The sequence below is a fragment of the Sphingobium sp. KKT206 genome (assembly GCF_055640555.1).
In genome coordinates this window covers 1,033,521-1,051,472 of the sequence record NZ_CM145764.1, presented here as the reverse complement: position 1 = coordinate 1,051,472, position 17,952 = coordinate 1,033,521, and the positions used below count along the sequence as shown (strand labels likewise).

The following is a 17,952-nucleotide window of genomic DNA, read 5'->3' as shown; positions in this document are numbered from 1 at the left end:
ATGTCGCATTTAGCGATTTCTGGCGGAAGCGGTGGGATTCGAACCCACGGTGAGCTTGCACCCACGGCGGTTTTCAAGACCGCTGCCTTAAACCACTCGGCCACACTTCCGTTGTCCCGCTTCCTAGCGCGCCGGACGGCGTTGCCAAGCGCAAAAATCGTCGATCGATCGGTTCATCCCTTTCTTGGGGCCGACGCGCCATTAAGGGATTCACCTCGCCTCCTGCCTGTGCAACAACGGGGCTATGGGAGATTCTTTGCATACATCCATATTTTCGCTGCTGCTTGGCCTGACTGGCGTCGCCGCCTGCAGCGTCGCGCCGACCCCGGCCGTGGCGCAGGACAACGCGGCGTTCCGCGCTTATCTCGACAGCATCCGGCCCAAGGCGCGGGCGATGGGGATCAGGGATGCGACGCTCGATGGCGTGTTTGCCACGCTGACACCCAATCTGCGCGTCATCGAACTGGACCAGAGCCAGCCGGGTGGCGGCGCTTATTCGCCGATCCCGAATTTCGAGCCTTATCGCGTGAAACATGTCGATTCCGCGCGGATCAATCGCGGCCGGATTGCCTATCGTAACAATCGCGCGCGTCTCGCCCTGATCGAGGCGGAAACCGGCGTGCCCGAAGAAATCATGGTCGCGATCTATGGCCATGAGACCAATTATGGCTCCTATACTGGCGACTTCGATCTGATCCGTTCGCTCGCGACCCTTTCGTGGGAAGGGCGTCGGCGGACGCTGTTCGAACCCGAATTGCTGGCGACGCTCAAGATGTTGGACAATGGCGTGCCGCGCAGCCGCCTGGTCGGCAGTTGGGCAGGCGCAACGGGCTATCCGCAATTCCTGCCCAGCGTCTATCTGCGCCTGGCGCGCGATGGCGATGGCGATGGCAAGGCCGACATCTGGACCAGCGAGGCCGACGCCCTGGCGTCGATCGCCAATTATTTCGTGCAGTCGGGCTGGCGCGCCGGGCAACCCTGGGGCGTGGCGGTCAATGTGCCGAGCGGTTTCAACCGCGCGGCCGTTACGGCCCGGACGCAGCCAGCACGCTGCCCGCGCGTGTTCAACCGGCATAGCCGTTGGCTGACCATCGCCGAATGGCGCAAGATGGGCATGTCGCTGGCGCGGGACAGTTGGCCGGCCGACAGCGTGATGGCGACGCTGCTGGAGCCGGATGGGCCGGGCAAGACCGCCTATCTGCTGACCGGCAATTACCGCGCGATCCTCGACTATAATTGCTCCAATTTCTACGCCCTGTCCGTGGGGTTGCTGGCCGATGCGGTCAAACAATAGGGCAGGTGCGCCGTCAGCGGCAGCCGGCATGCTGCTGGTGCTGGCCTCCTGTGGCGCAGAGCCACCACTGGCACCACCGACGACCACGCCGCGCCCGGTGCCACAGATGCCGATGGTCGCCGACGAGCCGGTCACGATCGGGGCACCTTACACCGTGGCGGGCGTCACCTACACACCCGAAGACGCGCCCAATTATGACGCGGTCGGCTATGCCGGTTGGTATGGGGAAGAATTGCAGGGCAACAAGACCGCCAACGGCGAAGCCTTCATGCCTATGGCGATCACCGCCGCACACAAGACCTTGCCTTTGCCCAGCTATGTCGAGGTGACCGCGCTCGATAGCGGCAAGACCATTTTGGTGCGCATCAATGATCGCGGGCCATTCGCCAATGATCGGCTGATCGACCTGTCGCGCGGCGCGGCGGAGCAATTGGGGATCATCGGAGCCGGTGCAGCGCCCGTACGGGTGCGCCGCGTCAATCCGCCGGAGCAGGATCGCGCTCTGCTGCGCGCCCACCAACGCGCCGCCGAACGACTGGAAACGCCCGCCGCGCTGCTGGCGCCTTTGCGGGCCAAATTGCCGCCGCGCCAGCCAGTCGCCAGCGCACCCCTATCGCCCAAAACGCACCCGACGTCCCCCGCGCCACCCGTCACGACCAAGGGCGGCTATGTCGTCCAGGTCGGGGCCTTCTCCTCCCGCAACCGCGCAGAAACGCTCGCCAAACGCATCGGCGCAACCGCCATCGAGGGCGGCAGCCTCTGGCGCGTGCGCTTTGGCCCCTATCCTACCCGAACCGCGGCGCAGGCGGGCGTCCGGGCCGCCGCAGCAGGGGGCTTTGAGAATGCGCCCATCATCGCTAATGACGCCCGATAGACCCGGCGCAGCGCCGCACGATTCCATTCCATTGAAGGCAGTGTCATGAACAAGTCCGTTGCAGTCCTCCTCTTCGCCGGGCTGTTGACCCAGCCCCTGACTGCCGCCGCGCCGCCCTACACCAGCGAAGCGCCGATCGCTTATATGAAGGATCTGTCGTCGGGCGCGGTTCTCTTTAACAAGGGTGGCCAGACGCGGATGCCGCCCGCCTCCATGGCGAAGATGATGACGGCGCATGTCGCCTTCCGCCTGATCCAGCGCGGCGAATTGAAGCTCGACACGATGTTCACCGTGCGCCCGGAAACCTGGAAACAGTGGCACGGGCCGCAGGCCGGGTCGACCATGTTCCTCTCAGCGGGTGAGCAAGTCTCGGTGGAAAATCTGCTGCACGGCATCGTCACCCTGTCGGGCAATGATGCCTGCGTGGTCCTGGCCGAAGGCATTGCGGGCACCGAACAGGCGTTCGTCGCGCAGATGAATGAAGAAGCCAAGCGGCTGGGCCTCAAGAACAGCCATTTCGGCACCAGCAATGGCTGGCCGGACGAAGGCGTGACCTATGTCACGGCCGAAGATCTCGCCAGCCTCGCCCAGGCGACGATCGAGGAAACGCCCGACCTCTACAAGCGCTTCTATGCCGCGCGCTCCTTCACCTGGGGCAAGACGATGGGCGGGGCCGACATCAGCCAGGGCAATCGCAACCCGATTTTGGGCAAGATCGCCGGGGCGGACGGCCTCAAGACCGGGCACACGCAGGAAGCGGGCTATGGCTTTACCGGGTCGGCCGAACAGGATGGTCGCCGCCTGGTCATGGTCGTCGCCGGGCTGACCAGCTTCAATGGCCGCATCGGCGAATCGGTGCGCTTCATGGACTGGGGCTTCAAGGCGTGGAAGGCGCAGCCCTTGTTCAAGAAGGGCGCGGTGGTGGAAACCGCCGAGGTCCAGTTGGGCAGCGCGACGACCGTGCCCTTGGTCGCGCCGCATAATATGGCTGTGACGCTGCCCCGCACCGCATCGTCGAACGTCAAGGTCAAGGTCGTCTATACTGGCCCGATCAAGGCGCCGATCGCCAAGGGGCAGCAGATTGCCCAGCTCATCGTCCAGACGCCCGACACGCCGCCGCAGGTCATGCCGCTGGTGGCGGGCGAAGATGTGGCGGAAGCTGGTATGTTCGGCCGGATCTGGAATGGCATGAAGTCGCTGTTCGGGTGAGTCAGGGCCGCTTCATCACGCTGGAAGGCGGAGAGGGCGCGGGGAAATCAACCCAGCTTCGCGCGCTCGCCGCAGCCTTGCGCGCGCGCGGACTGGAGGTCTTGGAGACGCGCGAGCCCGGCGGCAGCGAAGGCGCAGAAGCCATCCGCGCGCTGCTGCTCACCGGCGGAGCTGATCGCTGGAGTCCGCGTGCCGAAGCCCTGCTGTTCGCAGCCGCGCGGGCCGACCATGGCGAAAAGGCGATCCGTCCCGCACTGGCGCGGGGTGCATGGGTACTGTCCGACCGCTATCTCGATTCGAGCCGCGCCTATCAGGGGCAGGGCGAGCTGACCGATGCCGATATAGTGGCGCTGCACAGGATCGGCAGTGCCGGGTTTCTGCCAGACCGGACCCTGTTCCTCACCTTGCCGCAAGCGGAAGCCGAAACGCGCGCGCGCACCCGTGATGGCGACATATCCGACCGCATCGGCGGTCGTGACTGCACCTTCCATCGCGCCGTCGCGGACGCTTTCGCCCGCTTTGCCGTCGAGGAACCCGCCCGCTTCCGGCCTGTCAATGCGTCGGGTGCAGCGGATGCCGTCACCGCCCGTTTGCTCGAAGCATTGGCTGACTTGCTGCCATGACGTCATTGATCGGCCATGATGCACAGGCCCGTTTGCTGATCGCCGCGGCAGCCAGCGGGCGGATGCACCATGGCTGGATATTGAGTGGTCCGCGCGGCATCGGCAAGGGCAGCTTTGCGCGCGCTCTGGCGCTGCGCCTGCTCGCCGACGCCGCCGGGCCGAAGGTCGAGGGGGAGGGACTGGCCGTGCCCGACGACCATCGGGTTCGCCATCTGATAGACGCCGGTGCCCATCCCGACTATGCCGAACTTGCGCCGCTCGAAAAGGATGGCGTCACTGCGCGCAACATCAGCGTCGATCAGGTGCGCGGGCTGGGACGACTGCTGCAGTCGGCTCCGTCGCTGTCGACGCGCCGCATCGTTGTGATCGACAGCGCCGACGATCTCGAACGCGGCGCGGCCAATGCGCTGCTCAAGACGCTGGAGGAGCCGCCCGCCGACATGCTGTTCCTGCTGGTCAGCCATGCGCCCGGCCGCCTGTTGCCGACCATCCGCTCGCGCTGCCGCACGCTGCGCTTCGATCCGCTGGACGATGCGGCGATGCGATCGGTTTTGCGCGCGGGAGAGGGGGAGTTGCTGCCCGCGGAAATGGACGCGCTGGTGCGGGCAGGGGAAGGATCGCCGGGCAAGGCATTGCGCTATGCCGGGCTCAATCTGGCGGAAATCGAGGCAGCCTTGACGTCGATCGCGACCGATGGCGATCCCGGCAACCGGCAGCGGCTCCTGCTCGCCAAGACGCTGGCGACCAAGCCAGCGCGACCCCGCTATGAAGCCTTTCTGGAACGCGCGCCGGCGTTCCTGGCCGAGGCTGCGCGGCACCGCAATGGTCCCGCTCTTGGCGTGGCGCTCGACCATTGGGAGGAAGCACGGCGGCTGGCGGGCGGGGCGATCATCCTGTCGCTCGACCCGGCGGCAGTCGTGTTCGAACTGGCGGGTCATGTCGCGGCGCTGGCACCGCGCGCCGCCTGAAAAGCGACTTTGCGCGCAGGCGAACAGCCGCTAGGGAAGGCGCCATGTCCAAACCCTATACCATCACCACCGCCATCAGCTATCCTAATGGCCGTCCGCATATCGGCCACGCCTATGAGGTGATCGCCACCGACGCGATCGCCCGCTTCCAGCGGATGATGGGCCGCGACGTGTTTTTCCAGACCGGCACTGACGAACATGGCCTGAAAATGGATCAGGCGGCGCGCACCCGCGGTATCGAGCCGCGCGCGCTGGCCGATGAAATGGCCGCACATTTCCAGCACATGGCATCAGTTCTTAACATCAGCCATGATCGCTTCATCCGCACCAGCGAACCGGATCATCACCGTGCAAGCCAGGCGATCTGGCAGGCGATGGAGGCCAATGGCGACCTCTATCTTGGCCGCTATGAAGGCTGGTATTCGGTCCGCGACGAAGCCTTTTACGACGAGAAGGAAATCGTCGAGGGGGAAGGGGGCGCCAAACTTTCGCCCCAGGGCACGCCGGTCGAATGGACGGTCGAGGAAAGCTGGTTCTTCCGCCTGTCCGCCTATCAGGATCGGTTGCTGGCCCTGTATGAAAGCCAGCCCGGCTTCATCCAGCCCGACAGCCGCCGCAACGAAATCCTGCGCTTTGTCGAAGGCGGTCTGAGCGACCTCAGCATCTCGCGCACCAGCTTCGATTGGGGCGTGAAGGTGCCGGGCAGCGAGGGCCATGTCATGTATGTCTGGGTCGATGCGCTGACCAATTATCTGACCGGCTGCGGCTATCCCGGCGATGCCGCGCGGATGGCGCGCTATTGGGCCGAAGGTGGTGACATCACCCACATTATCGGTAAGGATATCGTACGTTTTCATACCGTTTACTGGCCAGCTTTCCTGATGAGTGCGAAGCTGCCTTTGCCCAGCCAGATTTTCGGCCACGGCTTCCTGCTCAATCGCGGCGAGAAAATGTCCAAGTCGGTCGGCAATGTCGCTGACCCCATCGCCCTGGCCGAGCGTTTTGGCGTCGATCAGTTGCGCTATTTCCTGCTGTCGGAAGTCACCTTCGGCAATGACGGCAGCTACAGCGCCGAGGCGATCGTCGCCCGCGCCAATAGCGACCTGGCCAACAGCTTCGGCAATCTGGCGCAGCGGACGCTGAGCTTCATCGCCAAGAATCTGGAAGGCCGCTTGCCATGGGGCGGTAATGCCGAAACCGATGCTGATACGGATTTACAAGCCTTTGTGAGCAAGGAAATCGCGGCGCTGGAGAGTGATTTTCAAAGCCTTGCGCCTTCGGACGGTATTCAATCTTGGATGCGGGCAGTATTTGCCTGTAACGCTTATATTGACGCCCAAGCACCCTGGTCTTTGAGAAAGACGGATCCTGCACGTATGGAGGCAGTTCTCGCGACGCTATATATAGCGATCGGGCAGTTAGCGGTCGCCATCTTGCCAGTGATCCCAGCGAGTGCAACGGCATTGCTGGACCAGATGGGAGTGCCTGAATACGTCCGCCACCACGGGGCGCTTCGTTCGAATTGGTACCAGACGTTGGTCGAAAATGGCTTCACCCTTGCCGCCCCCAAGCCGCTTTTCCCCCGCCTCGAACTGACCGAAGCGGACGGCTGATCGCCATGCTGATCGACAGCCATTGCCACTTGAATTACAAGGGCTTGATCGAGGATCAGGAGAATGTGCTGGAACGCGCCCGCGCGGCCGGCATCGACCTGATGCTCAATATCGCGACCCGCGAAAGCGAGTGGGATGCCGTCCTCGACACCGCGATCCGCGCGCCCGATGTCTGGGCGACCGTCGGCATCCACCCGCATGAAGCTGACGAACATCCGCATGTCGATACGGCCAAGCTGGTCGAGCGCGCCGCGCATCCGCGTGTCGTCGGCATCGGCGAAACCGGCCTCGATTATTATTACGACCATAGCGACCGCGACCGGCAGCAGAAGAGTTTTCGCGCGCATATCGCTGCCTCGCGCGACACCGGCCTGCCGCTGATCGTCCACACCCGCGACGCGGAGGAGGATACGCTGGCGATCATGCGCGATGAAATGGGGAAGGGGCCCTATCCGGGCGTCATCCACTGTTTCACCGCCAGCGGCGCCTTTGCCGATGCGGCGATGGAATTGGGCTTCTACATCAGCATTTCTGGCATCGTGACCTTCAAGAGCGCAAAGGATTTGCAGGAAACGGCGGCGCGCCTGCCGCTCGATCGGCTGCTGGTGGAAACGGACTCGCCCTTCCTCGCCCCGGTGCCGCATCGTGGTCGCCCGTGCGAACCCGCCTTCGTGGCGGATACGGCGCGCTTCCTCGCCACCCTGCGCGGCGAAAGCATCGATGAACTGGCCGCCGCCACCTCCGCCAATTTCCGCACCTTGTTCAAGAAGGTGGCATGAGCTTCAAACTGACCATCCTTGGCAGCGGCACCTCGTCCGGCGTTCCGCGGATCGGCAATGATTGGGGCATATGCGACCCTGCCGAGCCGAAAAACCGCCGCAGCCGCGTATCCATCCTGGTCGAAAGCCCGACCACCCGCATCCTGATCGACACCTCGCCCGACATGCGCGCGCAACTGCTCGCCGCCGACGTGGTCCAGATCGACGCCATATTGTGGACACATGATCATGCCGATCACAGCCATGGCATCGACGATGTCCGCCAGCTCTTCCACCATCGCCGCTCGCCCGTGCCCGGCTATGCGCGCGAACAGACGCTCCGGCTCTTGTCGCAGCGCTTCGCCTATGCTTTTGAAGGGCGTAACGGCTATCATCCGACCATCGTGCCGCATATCCTGCGCGACAGCCTGCGGATCGGCGACATCGACATCGCCTGCGTCGATCAACCCCATGGCGACATCTGGTCCACCGGCTTTCGCTTCACCCATGGCGGCCGGTCGATCGGCTATGCCACCGATTTCCATGACCTGACGCCAGCCATGCTCGCGCTCTATGACAGCCTCGATGTCTGGGTGGTCGACGCCCTGCGCGAAAAGCCACACCCGACCCACCCGCACCTTGCCCTGACGCTGGACGGCATCGCACAAACCAAGCCTGGCCAGGCCATATTGACGCATATGGACCAGAGCATGGATTATGCGACGCTGCGGCGGACACTCCCCACAGGCGTCGAACCCGGCTATGACGGCATGACCGTGGAACTGGCGACGGCAGAGCAGGGGGATTGATGGACGGCGATCAGGCAGCATCAACCCTCTGGTATGTCCTCGCGCTCGTGCTGGTCGGATCGGCGCTGATCGGGCGCAGATTGGCTTGGGGATCACTGTTGCGCTTGGCTTTACTATGGGTCGCGATCTTCGCAGGGCTGTTCGGGCTGTTCACACTCGCGCAGCAGCAGGGCTATCTTACCGGCCGCTGGGCAGAGGAGGGTGGGCCGGTCGGCAACGCACCACCAACGCTACCTCCCGTCCGCGCCGAGGGGCAGGCCATCCGCATTCCCGTGGCCCGCGACGGCCATTATTGGGTCGAAGCCAGCATCAATGGCACGCCCGCACGGTTCCTGATCGATAGCGGCGCGACCGTCACCGCGCTGTCGGAACCGACCGCCCGTGCGGCAGGCCTCAATTACGACATCGGCGAGCCCGGTGTCGTCATGACCACCGCAAACGGTAAGGTCGAAGCGCGCCGGTCGAGCATCGCCACGCTGGCCATTGGCCCGGTGACGGCCAGCGACCTGCCCGTCGTCGTCTCGCCCGCATTCGGCGAGATCAACGTCATCGGCATGAACTTGCTCTCCCGCCTCAAAAGCTGGGGTGTGCAGAATGGCGAGATGGTGCTGACGCCATGACGCCATCGCTTGCACCACCCACCCAGCGCCAGCGGCTCAAGGCCATTATCGGCGGCTCCACCGGCAATCTGGTCGAATGGTATGACTGGTATGCCTATGCCGCCTTCACCCTCTATTTCGCGCCGCATTTCTTCCCCAGCCAGGATCGCACCGCCCAATTGCTGAGCGCTGCCGGGATTTTCGCGGTCGGCTTCCTGATGCGGCCGATCGGCGCATGGCTGATGGGCGTCTATGCCGACCGCCATGGTCGCAAGAGCGGCCTCACGCTGTCGGTGGCGCTGATGTGCGCGGGGTCGCTCCTGATCGCGGTGACGCCGGGCTATGAGACAATCGGCGTCGCCGCGCCACTGCTGCTGGTGCTGGCGCGCCTGATGCAGGGCCTGTCGATCGGCGGCGAATATGGTGCCAGCGCCACTTATTTGTCGGAAATGGCGGGCAAGAACCGGCGTGGCTTCTTCTCCAGTTTCCAATATGTCACGCTGATCGCCGGTCAGTTGGTCGCCATCTGCGTGCTGCTGATCTTACAGGCGACGCTCACCGAAGCGCAACTGGATGCCTGGGGCTGGCGCATACCCTTTTTTATCGGCGGCGGACTGGCGGTGATCGTCTTCTGGCTGCGGCGCGGCCTTGCCGAAACGCAGAGCTTTGCCGTGGCCAAGGCGGCAGGCGCGCCCAAATCCGGCTTTGTCGAACTCATCACCAACCATCCGCGCGAAACGCTGACGGTGATACTGCTGACCGCTGGCGGTACGATCGCCTTCTACGCTTATTCGATCTACATGCAGAAATTCCTGGTCAACACGAGTGGCCTCAGCCGGGAAACGGCCTCGCAGATCAACGCCGTGACCCTGTTCGCCTTCATGCTGCTCCAGCCGGTCGCGGGCGCGCTGTCCGACCGGATCGGGCGCAAGCCGCTGATGATCGGCTTTGGCATCATGGGCGTCCTATGCACCTATCCCATTTTCGCGACGCTGGCCGTGACCAAAGACCCGCTGATCGCCGGTCTGCTGGTGATGGCAGGGCTGATCATCGTCACTGGCTATACGTCGATCAACGCCGTCGTGAAGGCCGAACTGTTCCCGGCGCACATCAGGGCGCTGGGCGTGGCGCTGCCTTATGCCTTGGCCAATACGCTGTTCGGTGGGACGGCCGAATTTGTCGCCTTGTGGTTCAAACAGGCGGGCATGGAGCAAGCCTTCTATATCTATGTCACGGTGATGATCGCCATTTCACTGGTGGTCTATGTGCGTATGCGCGACACGAGTAAACATAGCCAGATCCAGACTGACGCCCACCTCAGCCCATATTTAACATAATCCTTATTATCGGACTTTGCGATCTAGTCTGGTGGATTCTAGATCGAAGTGCGAAATCCTAGGATTTATAGGGGTTTGATCCCCTTTCCAGGAAGGCACATGATGAACGGCTACCAGCATCTGGGTTTGGATGAGCGGCGACAGATCTATCAACTGGCTGCAACCGGGCGGTCCGTGCATCAGATAGCAGCGTCGCTGCAGCGACATCGTTCGACCATCTATCGCGAGCTCAAACGTAATCAGCATCTCGATGACGAGCCGGTGTTTCGTGGCTATTTTCCAACGGCCGCACAAACGATGGCGGACAGGCGCCGGGTGCGTGGCGGCAAAATCGCCCGAAAGCCCGAGCTTGCCGCCTATATCGCCGACCGCTTGTCAGCAGCCTGGTCGCCGGAGCAGATTGCGGGATACCTTCGACGCCATCGCGGTAATCGTGAAGCCGTCTGTCACGAGACCATCTACCAGTTCGTCTATGGGCCGGACGGACGAAGCCAGGGCCTGTGGCGCCTTCTGCCTGTTGCCCGTCGATCTCGACGGCAGCGCTATGCGCGCAAGCCCCGCGGTCTGCATATCCCTTTGGCCAACACCATTGGCAAACGCCCTTCCGAAATCGGTAATCGCAGCAGCTTTGGTCATTGGGAAGGCGACCTGATGATCTTCAGGTTGGAATATGGCAAAGCCAACCTCACCTCGCTGGTCGAGCGCCGCAGCCGGTTTACTATCCTCGCCCGCAATCCCAGTCGGCATTCCGCCGGCGTCATGTCGGGAATCCAGCACCACTTGCACATGCTGCCCCCTTCCCTGCGTCAGAGCATCACCTTTGACCGGGGAACGGAATTTGCTGCCTTTGTGACACTCCAGAAGAAACTCGCGATGACGAGCTATTTCTGCCTGCCATCGGCACCCTGGCAAAAGGGCAGCGTGGAAAACAGCAACGGTCGCATACGGCGCTTCCTGCCGTCTGACACGGACCTGGCGTTGCTATCGGATAAGGAAATCCAGGCCGTTGCTGATCGCATCAACAGCACCCCTCGCAAGTGCCTGAACTATCGCACCCCGCATGACGTTCTGGGAGAGCAAATCACCCTCCTCAACGCCCGGTAGATTTGCCATCCAGGGTGGGGCTCGCCCCACCCTGGATGAAATGCTACGCATCCCATGGATGTCGCGCTTCAAATCGAAACCGCCTCTGGCCATAGCCCGGCACAGGCCCTATCGGCTGGATCAACCTCTCCAACAGCCGGAACCGCCCATGTCCAAAGCCAGTCCCGCCGACATCATGCCGCTTGCCACCGTCATGGCGCGGCTGCGCGACCCGAACACCGGCTGCCCATGGGACATCGCGCAGGATTTCGGCTCGATCGCGCCCTATACGATCGAGGAAGCCTATGAAGTCGCCGACGCCATCGAGCGCAACGATATGGCGGCGCTTTGCGATGAGCTGGGCGACCTTCTGCTCCAGGTGGCCTTTCACAGCCGCATGGCCGAACAGGCCGGGCATTTCAATCTGCAGGATGTGATCGACGGCATCACCCAAAAGATGACCCGGCGGCATCCCCATGTCTTCGGGGAAAACGCACGGCGTGAAGACGGCCATGCCCAATGGGAGGCGATCAAGGCCGCCGAACGGGCCGAAAAGGAACCGGACCCCAGCGCGCTTGCCGGTGTCGCGAACGCCCTGCCCGCGCTGCTTCGCGCCGAAAAGCTGCAGAAGCGCGCCGCCCGTACCGGCTTCGACTGGCCCGATACGGCCGGCGCCATCGACAAGATCGTGGAGGAACTGGACGAAGTCCGCGCTGCGACCACTCAGGCTGAACGCAACGAGGAAGTCGGCGACCTGTTGTTCGCCGTCGTCAACCTCGCACGTCATCTGAAGGTCGATCCGGAAGCCGCTCTGCGCGCAGGCAATGCAAAATTCGATCGCCGCTTCCGCGCGATGGAGCAGCAGGCCGGAGCGAACTTCACCGCCCTGTCGCTCGAAGCGAAGGAAGAGCTATGGCAGCAGGCCAAGCGGCAGGAGAAAACGCCCTAAGCACCTAGGCCTCGCCGCGCTTCCCGAACCGCGCAAAGGCCGCATCGGATAGCCGTACCTCGACCCGGCTCTCCTCCTCTTCCACATCCGTAGACAGCACTTCACCATGTTCGTGAAGCCAGGCCATCGCCGCGCCATCTGACACCGGAATGCGCAGGCCATAGACCTTCGCGCCTGTGGTCATATGATCGCTGATCATGCGTTGAAGCTGGTCCACGCCCTCCCCGGTCAGCGCCGACAAGATGGCCACATCATCGCGCCGCGCCGCCGTTTCGCGCGCCAACACCGCAGCGTCGGCGTTCAGCAAATCAAGCTTGTTCCACGCCTCGATAATCAGTGGCGCGGGCGGTTCACCCTCAGCCCGCTCCAGCGCAGCTTCGCCTGCGACGCCCAGTTCACCCAAGACATCCAGCACATCATCGCGCTGCGCATCGCTGTCCGGATGGGCAATGTCGCGAACATGCACGATCAAGTCGGCCGACAACACTTCTTCCAGCGTGGCGCGAAACGCCGCGATCAACTGGGTTGGCAGATCGGAAACGAAACCCACAGTGTCGGACAGGATCGCCTTGTCGAGACCCGGCAGCGCAATCTGGCGCATGGTCGGATCAAGCGTCGCGAACAGCAAGTCCTGCGCCATGACGTCAGCGCCGGTCATGCGATTGAACAGCGTCGATTTGCCTGCATTCGTATAGCCCACCAGCGCAATCACCGGCCAGGGCGCACGCTGCCGCCGGGCGCGATGCAGCCCGCGCGTGCGCGTGACTTGATCGAGTTCCTTGCGGATCTTGGCCATGCGATCGCGTATCATCCGCCGATCCGCCTCGATCTGGGTTTCGCCAGGACCACCCAGAAAGCCGAAGCCGCCGCGCTGCCGCTCCAAATGGGTCCAACTGCGCACCAGGCGCCCGGCTTGATAATCAAGATGCGCAAGCTCGACTTGCAGCCGCCCTTCATTGGTCGCCGCGCGTTCGCCGAAAATTTCCAGAATCAGCCCGGTTCGGTCGATGACCTTGGCCTCGCAGGCTTTTTCGAGATTACTCTGTTGGACCGGCGATAGGCTGTTATCGACGATGATGAGGTCGGCCTCTTCCTGCCGCGCCAGCGTCGCGATCTGATCGACCTGACCGCTGCCGAACAGGGTGGCGGGTTTGCGGTCGCGCACACGGAACGCCTGCGCCGCCCGCACATCGATGCCGATCGCCAAGGCCAAGCCGCGCGCTTCCTCCAGCCGGGCGTCGCTGTCGCGCCGGTCGCCGCCATGGGTTTCGGCATGAACGACGACAGCGCGCGCGCCGCGCGCCACTTCATCTTCGGAATCGCGATTGAATATGGCCATGGAAGTTTAACGCCTCAAAACACAGGACGCTCCCGAACAGACAAATACCCGGTTCAACGGAGGAACGGGGCAAAGGCCTGCGCGGGAGCGCATAGACTATTATTCGATGAAATGCGGACGGCGTGTGCGTTCCGCGCAGGGCCGGTCAATCGTCCTGTTCATTCTCGCCGGTCAGGTCGAGCGCATGGAGCGGCTGGACCGTCGAAATGGCGTGCTTGTAGACGAGCTGGACCATGCCATCGCGTTCCAGCAGCATGCAGAACAGGTCGAAGGCAGCGATTTCACCCTGCAGCATGACGCCATTGACCAGGAACATCGTCACCGGGCTGCCCGACTTGCGGACGGCGGACAGGAAGATTTCCTGGAGGAGCTTGGCCTTGCCATTGCCCTCGCTCGCCTTGCGCAGGTCGGACAAGTCCATCGGCTGCGCTGGCATGACGGTCGAAATGGCATGCTTGTAGACAAGCTGCGACTGGCCATCGCGGCGCAGCAGCACGGAAAAATTGTCGAACCAGGTGATGATGCCCTGCAGCTTGACGCCCTTGACCAGGAACATGGTCACCGGGGTCTTGCTCTTGCGCAGGCTGTTGAGGAAAATATCCTGCAAATTGTTCATTTTGTCGGCCATGGTCGTCGCCAGTCCTTTATTCTTGGCGGGACGTTACCCGCTCGTGCGCCCTTAAGCAGGGTGTCTTGCTTGCCCCCGCTTGTCGGAGGCGCAACGATCGTATCGCAATTGCGAACAGTCGTCCATGGGGAATGGCGCGCGTCTATTCCTTGTCGTCGGTTATCCCCAATAGCTTCAATTTCCGGTGCAATGCCGATCGTTCCATGCCGATGAAGGTCGCGGTGCGCGAGATATTACCCGAAAAACGACGGATCTGAATGCGCAGATATTCCCGCTCGAAACTCTCGCGGGCCTCCCGTAGCGGCGCGCCCATGATCGCGGACTGGCCCATCCCTTCCCCGCCGCCACCGCTGGTCAATTCGGGCGGCAGCATGTCGAGTTCGATACGGCCGATCCGGTCACCCGGCGCCAGGATCATCGTGCGTTCGATGACGTTGCGCAACTGGCGGACATTGCCCGGCCATTCATTGGCCTGCAGCGCGGCCATCGCATCGCTCGCCATTTCCGGCGGCGGCACGCGCCGCTCTGCGGCGAAGCGGGCGAGATAATGTTCGACCAGCGGCGGTATGTCATCGCGCCGTTCGGACAGCGGCGGAATGGCCAGCGGCACGACGTTGAGGCGATAGAAAAGATCCTCACGGAACCGCCGTTCCTCAATCTCGCCCGCCAGGTCGCGCGCCGTGGACGAGATAACCCGCACATCCACCTTCACATGCCGCTGACCGCCCACCCGTGTGAAACTCTGGTCGGTCAGCACGCGCAAAATCTTGCCCTGCGTGGTGATCGGCATGTCGGCGACTTCATCGATATAGAGCGTGCCGCCATGCGCCTGCTCCAGGAAGCCGGGGCGGACGAGACCGCTCTGATCCTCCAGCCCGAACAATTCCTCTTCCACCCGGTCGGGGTCCATGCGCGCGGCCGCAACGATGATGAAGGGGGAATCGGCCCGCCCGCTCCAGCTATGCAGCATCCGTGCGGCTATCTCTTTACCGACGCCCGCCGGACCCGAAATCAGCACGCGGCTGCCGGTGCCCGCAACCTTCTTGATCGTGGCGCGCACGCCATTGATCGACGCGGAACTGCCGGTCAGTTCGTCATCCTGCCCGAAACGGGCGCGCAGCACCTGATTCTCGCGCCGCAACCGTTCGGTCTCGGTGGCGCGGCTGACAAGGTGTAACAGTCGGTCGGCCTCGAACGGCTTTTCGATAAAGTCGGCTGCGCCCTTGCGGATCGCGGCGACGGCGGTGTCGATATTGCCATGGCCCGAAATCATCAGCACCGGGATGGTCGGGTCACGCCGCTTGATCTCGTCCAGCAACTCCAGGCCGTCCATCCGCGACCCCTGCAACCAGACGTCGAGCAGGACGAGCGAAGGGCGGCGCGCGTCCAGCGCCTCGATCGCGGCATCGGCATTGCCGGCGGTGCGAGCGGTAAAGCCCTCATCCTCCAATACACCCGCGACCAGATCGCGAATATCCTCTTCATCGTCGACTATCAGAATATCAAGCGCCATTGGCCGTCACTTTTCCCGTCAAATTACCTTGGGGCATGGCGATTACCTGCCCCTCTTCCAATCGTTCCAGCGCGCCTGCGGCAAACCGCAATGTCACGCGCGCACCGCCACCCTGCGCATCCTCGAAGCGGATTTCCCCCAGATGCTCCTCCACAATCTTCTTGACGATGGCCAGGCCCAGACCCGTCCCCTTGGTCCGCGTCGTCATATAGGGTTCCAGGATGCGATCGCGTTCGGGCGGCAGCCCGATGCCGTCATCGCTGACCGTGATGATCAGCGTGTCGCCCTCGCCCGCCAGCGTCATGCGGACATGCCCAAGCGGACTGCCATCTTCCGGAACTGGCTTGGGTTCAATGGCTTCCACCGCATTCTTGACGATATTTGTCAGCGCCTGTCCCAACTGCCGCCGGTCGCACACCAGTTCGAGGTCAGGCTGTTCCGTGTGGAATTCGAAGCGGATCGCCGGATGCGCAACCTCGTGCAGGAATAAGGAGTGGCGCGCAATGTCGGCCACGGCCTCGCGCCGGAACACGGGCTTGGGCATCCGCGCGAAGGACGAGAATTCGTCCACGATCCGGCGCAGATCGCCCACCTGTCGGACGATCGTGCCGGTCAGCCGGGTGAAGGTCGGCCGGTCGCTCGTGATTTCCTCGGCATAGCGGCGCTGGAGCCGTTCGGCGGCCAGCTGGATCGGGGTCAGCGGGTTCTTGATCTCATGCGCGATCCGGCGCGCGACATCGGACCAGGCGGCGCGGCGCTGATCGGACAATTGCTGGGTAATATCGTCGAACGTCAGAATATGGCGCGACGCATCCTCGGACCGTTTGACCGCCAATGTGCGCAGGTCGCCATGCGCCCGCACCTGCACGATGCCAGCGCCATCGCCCGACGCAATGAACTCCGCCAATTCCGGCGCGATCTCGGCCAATGTCCGACCGACCGGATCATCGCCCTCCTCCACCAAAATTGCGGCTGCCGATCGGTTGAGCAACTGAATTTCGCCGTCACGATCAACCGACAATACGCCAGCGCTGACGCCCGACAGGATCGCTTCGATAAAGGCGCGCCGCTCGTCCAACTGGCTGTTCGCGCCCACCAGCGCGCCGGTCTGCGCTTCCAGCCGCTGTGTCATCCGGTTGAACGCCGCTGCCAGCGTGCCGATCTCATCGCGGCTCTGCAGGCTGGTAACGCGCGCCGACAAGTCGCCCGCCGTGATCCGCCGCGCCGCCGTCACCAGCTCATTGACCGGCCGCACCATCCAGTCGGCCACCGCCAGCGCGATATAGACGGCAATGCCGACCAGCAGCAGCGACCCCACGAACAAGGCGATGTTGAACCGCAACTGCAACGCGCGCGATTGCGCCGCGAACAGGTCATAGTCCGCGATCACCGTCTTCGCCCGCTCCGCATTGGAAAAGGACGAACTGCCCGCATTGCGCGTTACGTAGAGATAGATTTTCGACCCCGGATAGAGCAGCGTCACCGCCTCGATCTGGTTCTGCCGCGCCTGCACCACGACATTTTCGCCCGCCGCCAGCCGCTTGGTGACTTCCGGCGTCAATATCTCGGACGCAGGCCGATTGTCCGGTTCGACCGTCGCCGCCGTCCGCGCCACGCCATCCTTGCCGACCTCGATGATCGACGCACGGTTCAGCTTGCGCGTCACCACCTGAAAGATGAAACCCTCGGCAAAGCGCGGGCTGGAGACATCGGACTGGGTCAGATAATCGCGCAGATCGTCCGCCATGGTGACGGTTTCATCGCTCACCTCGCGCAAATTCTGCTCATAATAGCCGCGCGCCAGGTCGCTCGCATTTTGCAGCATCCCGCGCGCGCTGTCGGACGCCCAGAATTGCACGCCATATTGGAACAGCAGCGACGCGAAGATCACGACCAGCAGCATCGGCACGCTGGCCGCGATCGAGAAGATGGCGACCAGGCGGACATGCAACTGCCCATCGCTGCCGATCGCCGATTGCGCCGCACGCCGCTTGGCCACGCGCCGCCCCAACAGCATCAGCAGCGCGATCGCAGGCACAAGGTTGGCGACCAGCAACAGCGCGATGATCGGCGGGGTCAGCAGGTCGCCCGACGGCGCGCTCCCGCCCGCCAACAATTGATAGGTCAGCACCGCGACGCCCAGGAACAGGGCGAGCGTTACGCCCTCAACCAGCGTTGCCAACCGCCCATGCCGCAGGAAAGGCGGCAATCGTCGGCGCCATGTCGATGCCCGCCGGGAAAATGTGGTCGCGCCGTTCATAGTGGCTTTGTTACAACAACGCCGTGCCCGATCAAACACAGTATTTGGGCCAAAACCTGTCGCTGGTCGATATCGCCCGTCGGTTCGTCCCGAAAA

At 63.2% G+C, this 17,952-nt stretch carries 16 protein-coding genes and 1 tRNA gene; 12 read left to right on the top strand and 5 right to left on the bottom strand.

Going from position 1 to position 17,952, the window contains the following annotated elements:
* Positions 1-20: 20 nt before the first annotated feature.
* A tRNA-Ser gene (locus tag ACZ2HM_RS04970) sits at positions 21-110 on the bottom strand.
* Positions 111-244: 134 nt separating this feature from the next.
* Here ACZ2HM_RS04970 and ACZ2HM_RS04965 point away from each other — a divergent pair.
* From ACZ2HM_RS04965 to mazG, 12 genes are all read left to right on the top strand, one after another.
* Complete coding sequence (locus ACZ2HM_RS04965) at positions 245-1,294, top strand: lytic murein transglycosylase (protein ID WP_470426394.1); 1,050 nt, start codon at positions 245-247, stop codon at positions 1,292-1,294.
* Positions 1,278-2,168, top strand: a complete 891-nt coding sequence (locus ACZ2HM_RS04960) for a septal ring lytic transglycosylase RlpA family protein (RefSeq protein ID WP_037474318.1) — start codon at positions 1,278-1,280, stop codon at positions 2,166-2,168. Before ACZ2HM_RS04965 ends, ACZ2HM_RS04960 begins: the two co-directional genes overlap by 17 nt.
* 45 nt (positions 2,169-2,213) lie before the next feature.
* On the top strand, positions 2,214-3,377 hold the full coding sequence (locus tag ACZ2HM_RS04955) for a D-alanyl-D-alanine carboxypeptidase family protein (protein ID WP_470426393.1): 1,164 nt from the start codon (positions 2,214-2,216) through the stop codon (positions 3,375-3,377).
* The gene (tmk, locus tag ACZ2HM_RS04950; protein WP_470426392.1) at positions 3,374-4,000 is read left to right on the top strand and encodes a dTMP kinase; all 627 of its coding nucleotides are present in this window, start codon (positions 3,374-3,376) and stop codon (positions 3,998-4,000) included. The genes ACZ2HM_RS04955 and tmk overlap by 4 nt, the downstream gene beginning before the upstream one ends.
* Positions 3,997-4,968, top strand: a complete 972-nt coding sequence (locus ACZ2HM_RS04945) for an AAA family ATPase (RefSeq protein ID WP_470426391.1) — start codon at positions 3,997-3,999, stop codon at positions 4,966-4,968. The genes tmk and ACZ2HM_RS04945 overlap by 4 nt, the downstream gene beginning before the upstream one ends.
* Positions 4,969-5,012: 44 nt before the next feature.
* Positions 5,013-6,581, top strand: a complete 1,569-nt coding sequence (gene metG, locus ACZ2HM_RS04940; protein WP_470426390.1) for a methionine--tRNA ligase — start codon at positions 5,013-5,015, stop codon at positions 6,579-6,581.
* A 5-nt stretch (positions 6,582-6,586) separates the two neighbouring features.
* Positions 6,587-7,360, top strand: coding sequence for a TatD family hydrolase (locus ACZ2HM_RS04935; protein WP_470426389.1), 774 nt, complete (start codon positions 6,587-6,589; stop codon positions 7,358-7,360).
* Positions 7,357-8,148, top strand: coding sequence for an MBL fold metallo-hydrolase (locus ACZ2HM_RS04930; protein ID WP_470426388.1), 792 nt, complete (start codon positions 7,357-7,359; stop codon positions 8,146-8,148). Before ACZ2HM_RS04935 ends, ACZ2HM_RS04930 begins: the two co-directional genes overlap by 4 nt.
* On the top strand, positions 8,148-8,768 hold the full coding sequence (locus ACZ2HM_RS04925; RefSeq protein ID WP_470426387.1) for a retropepsin-like aspartic protease family protein: 621 nt from the start codon (positions 8,148-8,150) through the stop codon (positions 8,766-8,768). The genes ACZ2HM_RS04930 and ACZ2HM_RS04925 overlap by 1 nt, the downstream gene beginning before the upstream one ends.
* Positions 8,765-10,084: an MFS transporter gene (locus ACZ2HM_RS04920; RefSeq protein ID WP_470426386.1), complete on the top strand. Its 1,320-nt coding sequence runs from the start codon at positions 8,765-8,767 to the stop codon at positions 10,082-10,084. The genes ACZ2HM_RS04925 and ACZ2HM_RS04920 overlap by 4 nt, the downstream gene beginning before the upstream one ends.
* Before the next feature lie 99 nt (positions 10,085-10,183).
* A complete protein-coding gene (locus ACZ2HM_RS04915) occupies positions 10,184-11,188 on the top strand; it encodes an IS30 family transposase (protein WP_069064301.1) in 1,005 nt (334 codons plus the stop codon).
* A gap of 148 nt (positions 11,189-11,336) precedes the next feature.
* Entirely contained in the window at positions 11,337-12,116 is a 780-nt protein-coding gene (mazG, locus tag ACZ2HM_RS04910; protein ID WP_470426385.1) for a nucleoside triphosphate pyrophosphohydrolase, read from the top strand.
* Positions 12,117-12,120: 4 nt separating this feature from the next.
* Here the strand turns inward: mazG and hflX are convergent, their stop codons facing one another.
* The 4 genes from hflX to ACZ2HM_RS04890 all read right to left on the bottom strand — a co-directional run bounded on the left by hflX (position 12,121) and on the right by ACZ2HM_RS04890 (position 17,856).
* The gene (gene hflX, locus ACZ2HM_RS04905; protein WP_037474547.1) at positions 12,121-13,455 is read right to left on the bottom strand and encodes a GTPase HflX; all 1,335 of its coding nucleotides are present in this window, start codon (positions 13,453-13,455) and stop codon (positions 12,121-12,123) included.
* 145 nt (positions 13,456-13,600) lie between these two features.
* Positions 13,601-14,083 (bottom strand): RNA chaperone Hfq, encoded by a 483-nt coding sequence (gene hfq, locus ACZ2HM_RS04900; RefSeq protein ID WP_037474544.1) that lies wholly within the window; start codon positions 14,081-14,083, stop codon positions 13,601-13,603.
* A 142-nt stretch (positions 14,084-14,225) separates the two neighbouring features.
* Positions 14,226-15,596, bottom strand: a complete 1,371-nt coding sequence (ntrX, locus tag ACZ2HM_RS04895) for a nitrogen assimilation response regulator NtrX (RefSeq protein WP_037474542.1) — start codon at positions 15,594-15,596, stop codon at positions 14,226-14,228.
* A complete protein-coding gene (locus ACZ2HM_RS04890; RefSeq protein ID WP_470426384.1) occupies positions 15,586-17,856 on the bottom strand; it encodes a sensor histidine kinase in 2,271 nt (756 codons plus the stop codon). The genes ntrX and ACZ2HM_RS04890 overlap by 11 nt, the downstream gene beginning before the upstream one ends.
* Between the last annotated feature and the right edge of the window lie 96 nt (positions 17,857-17,952).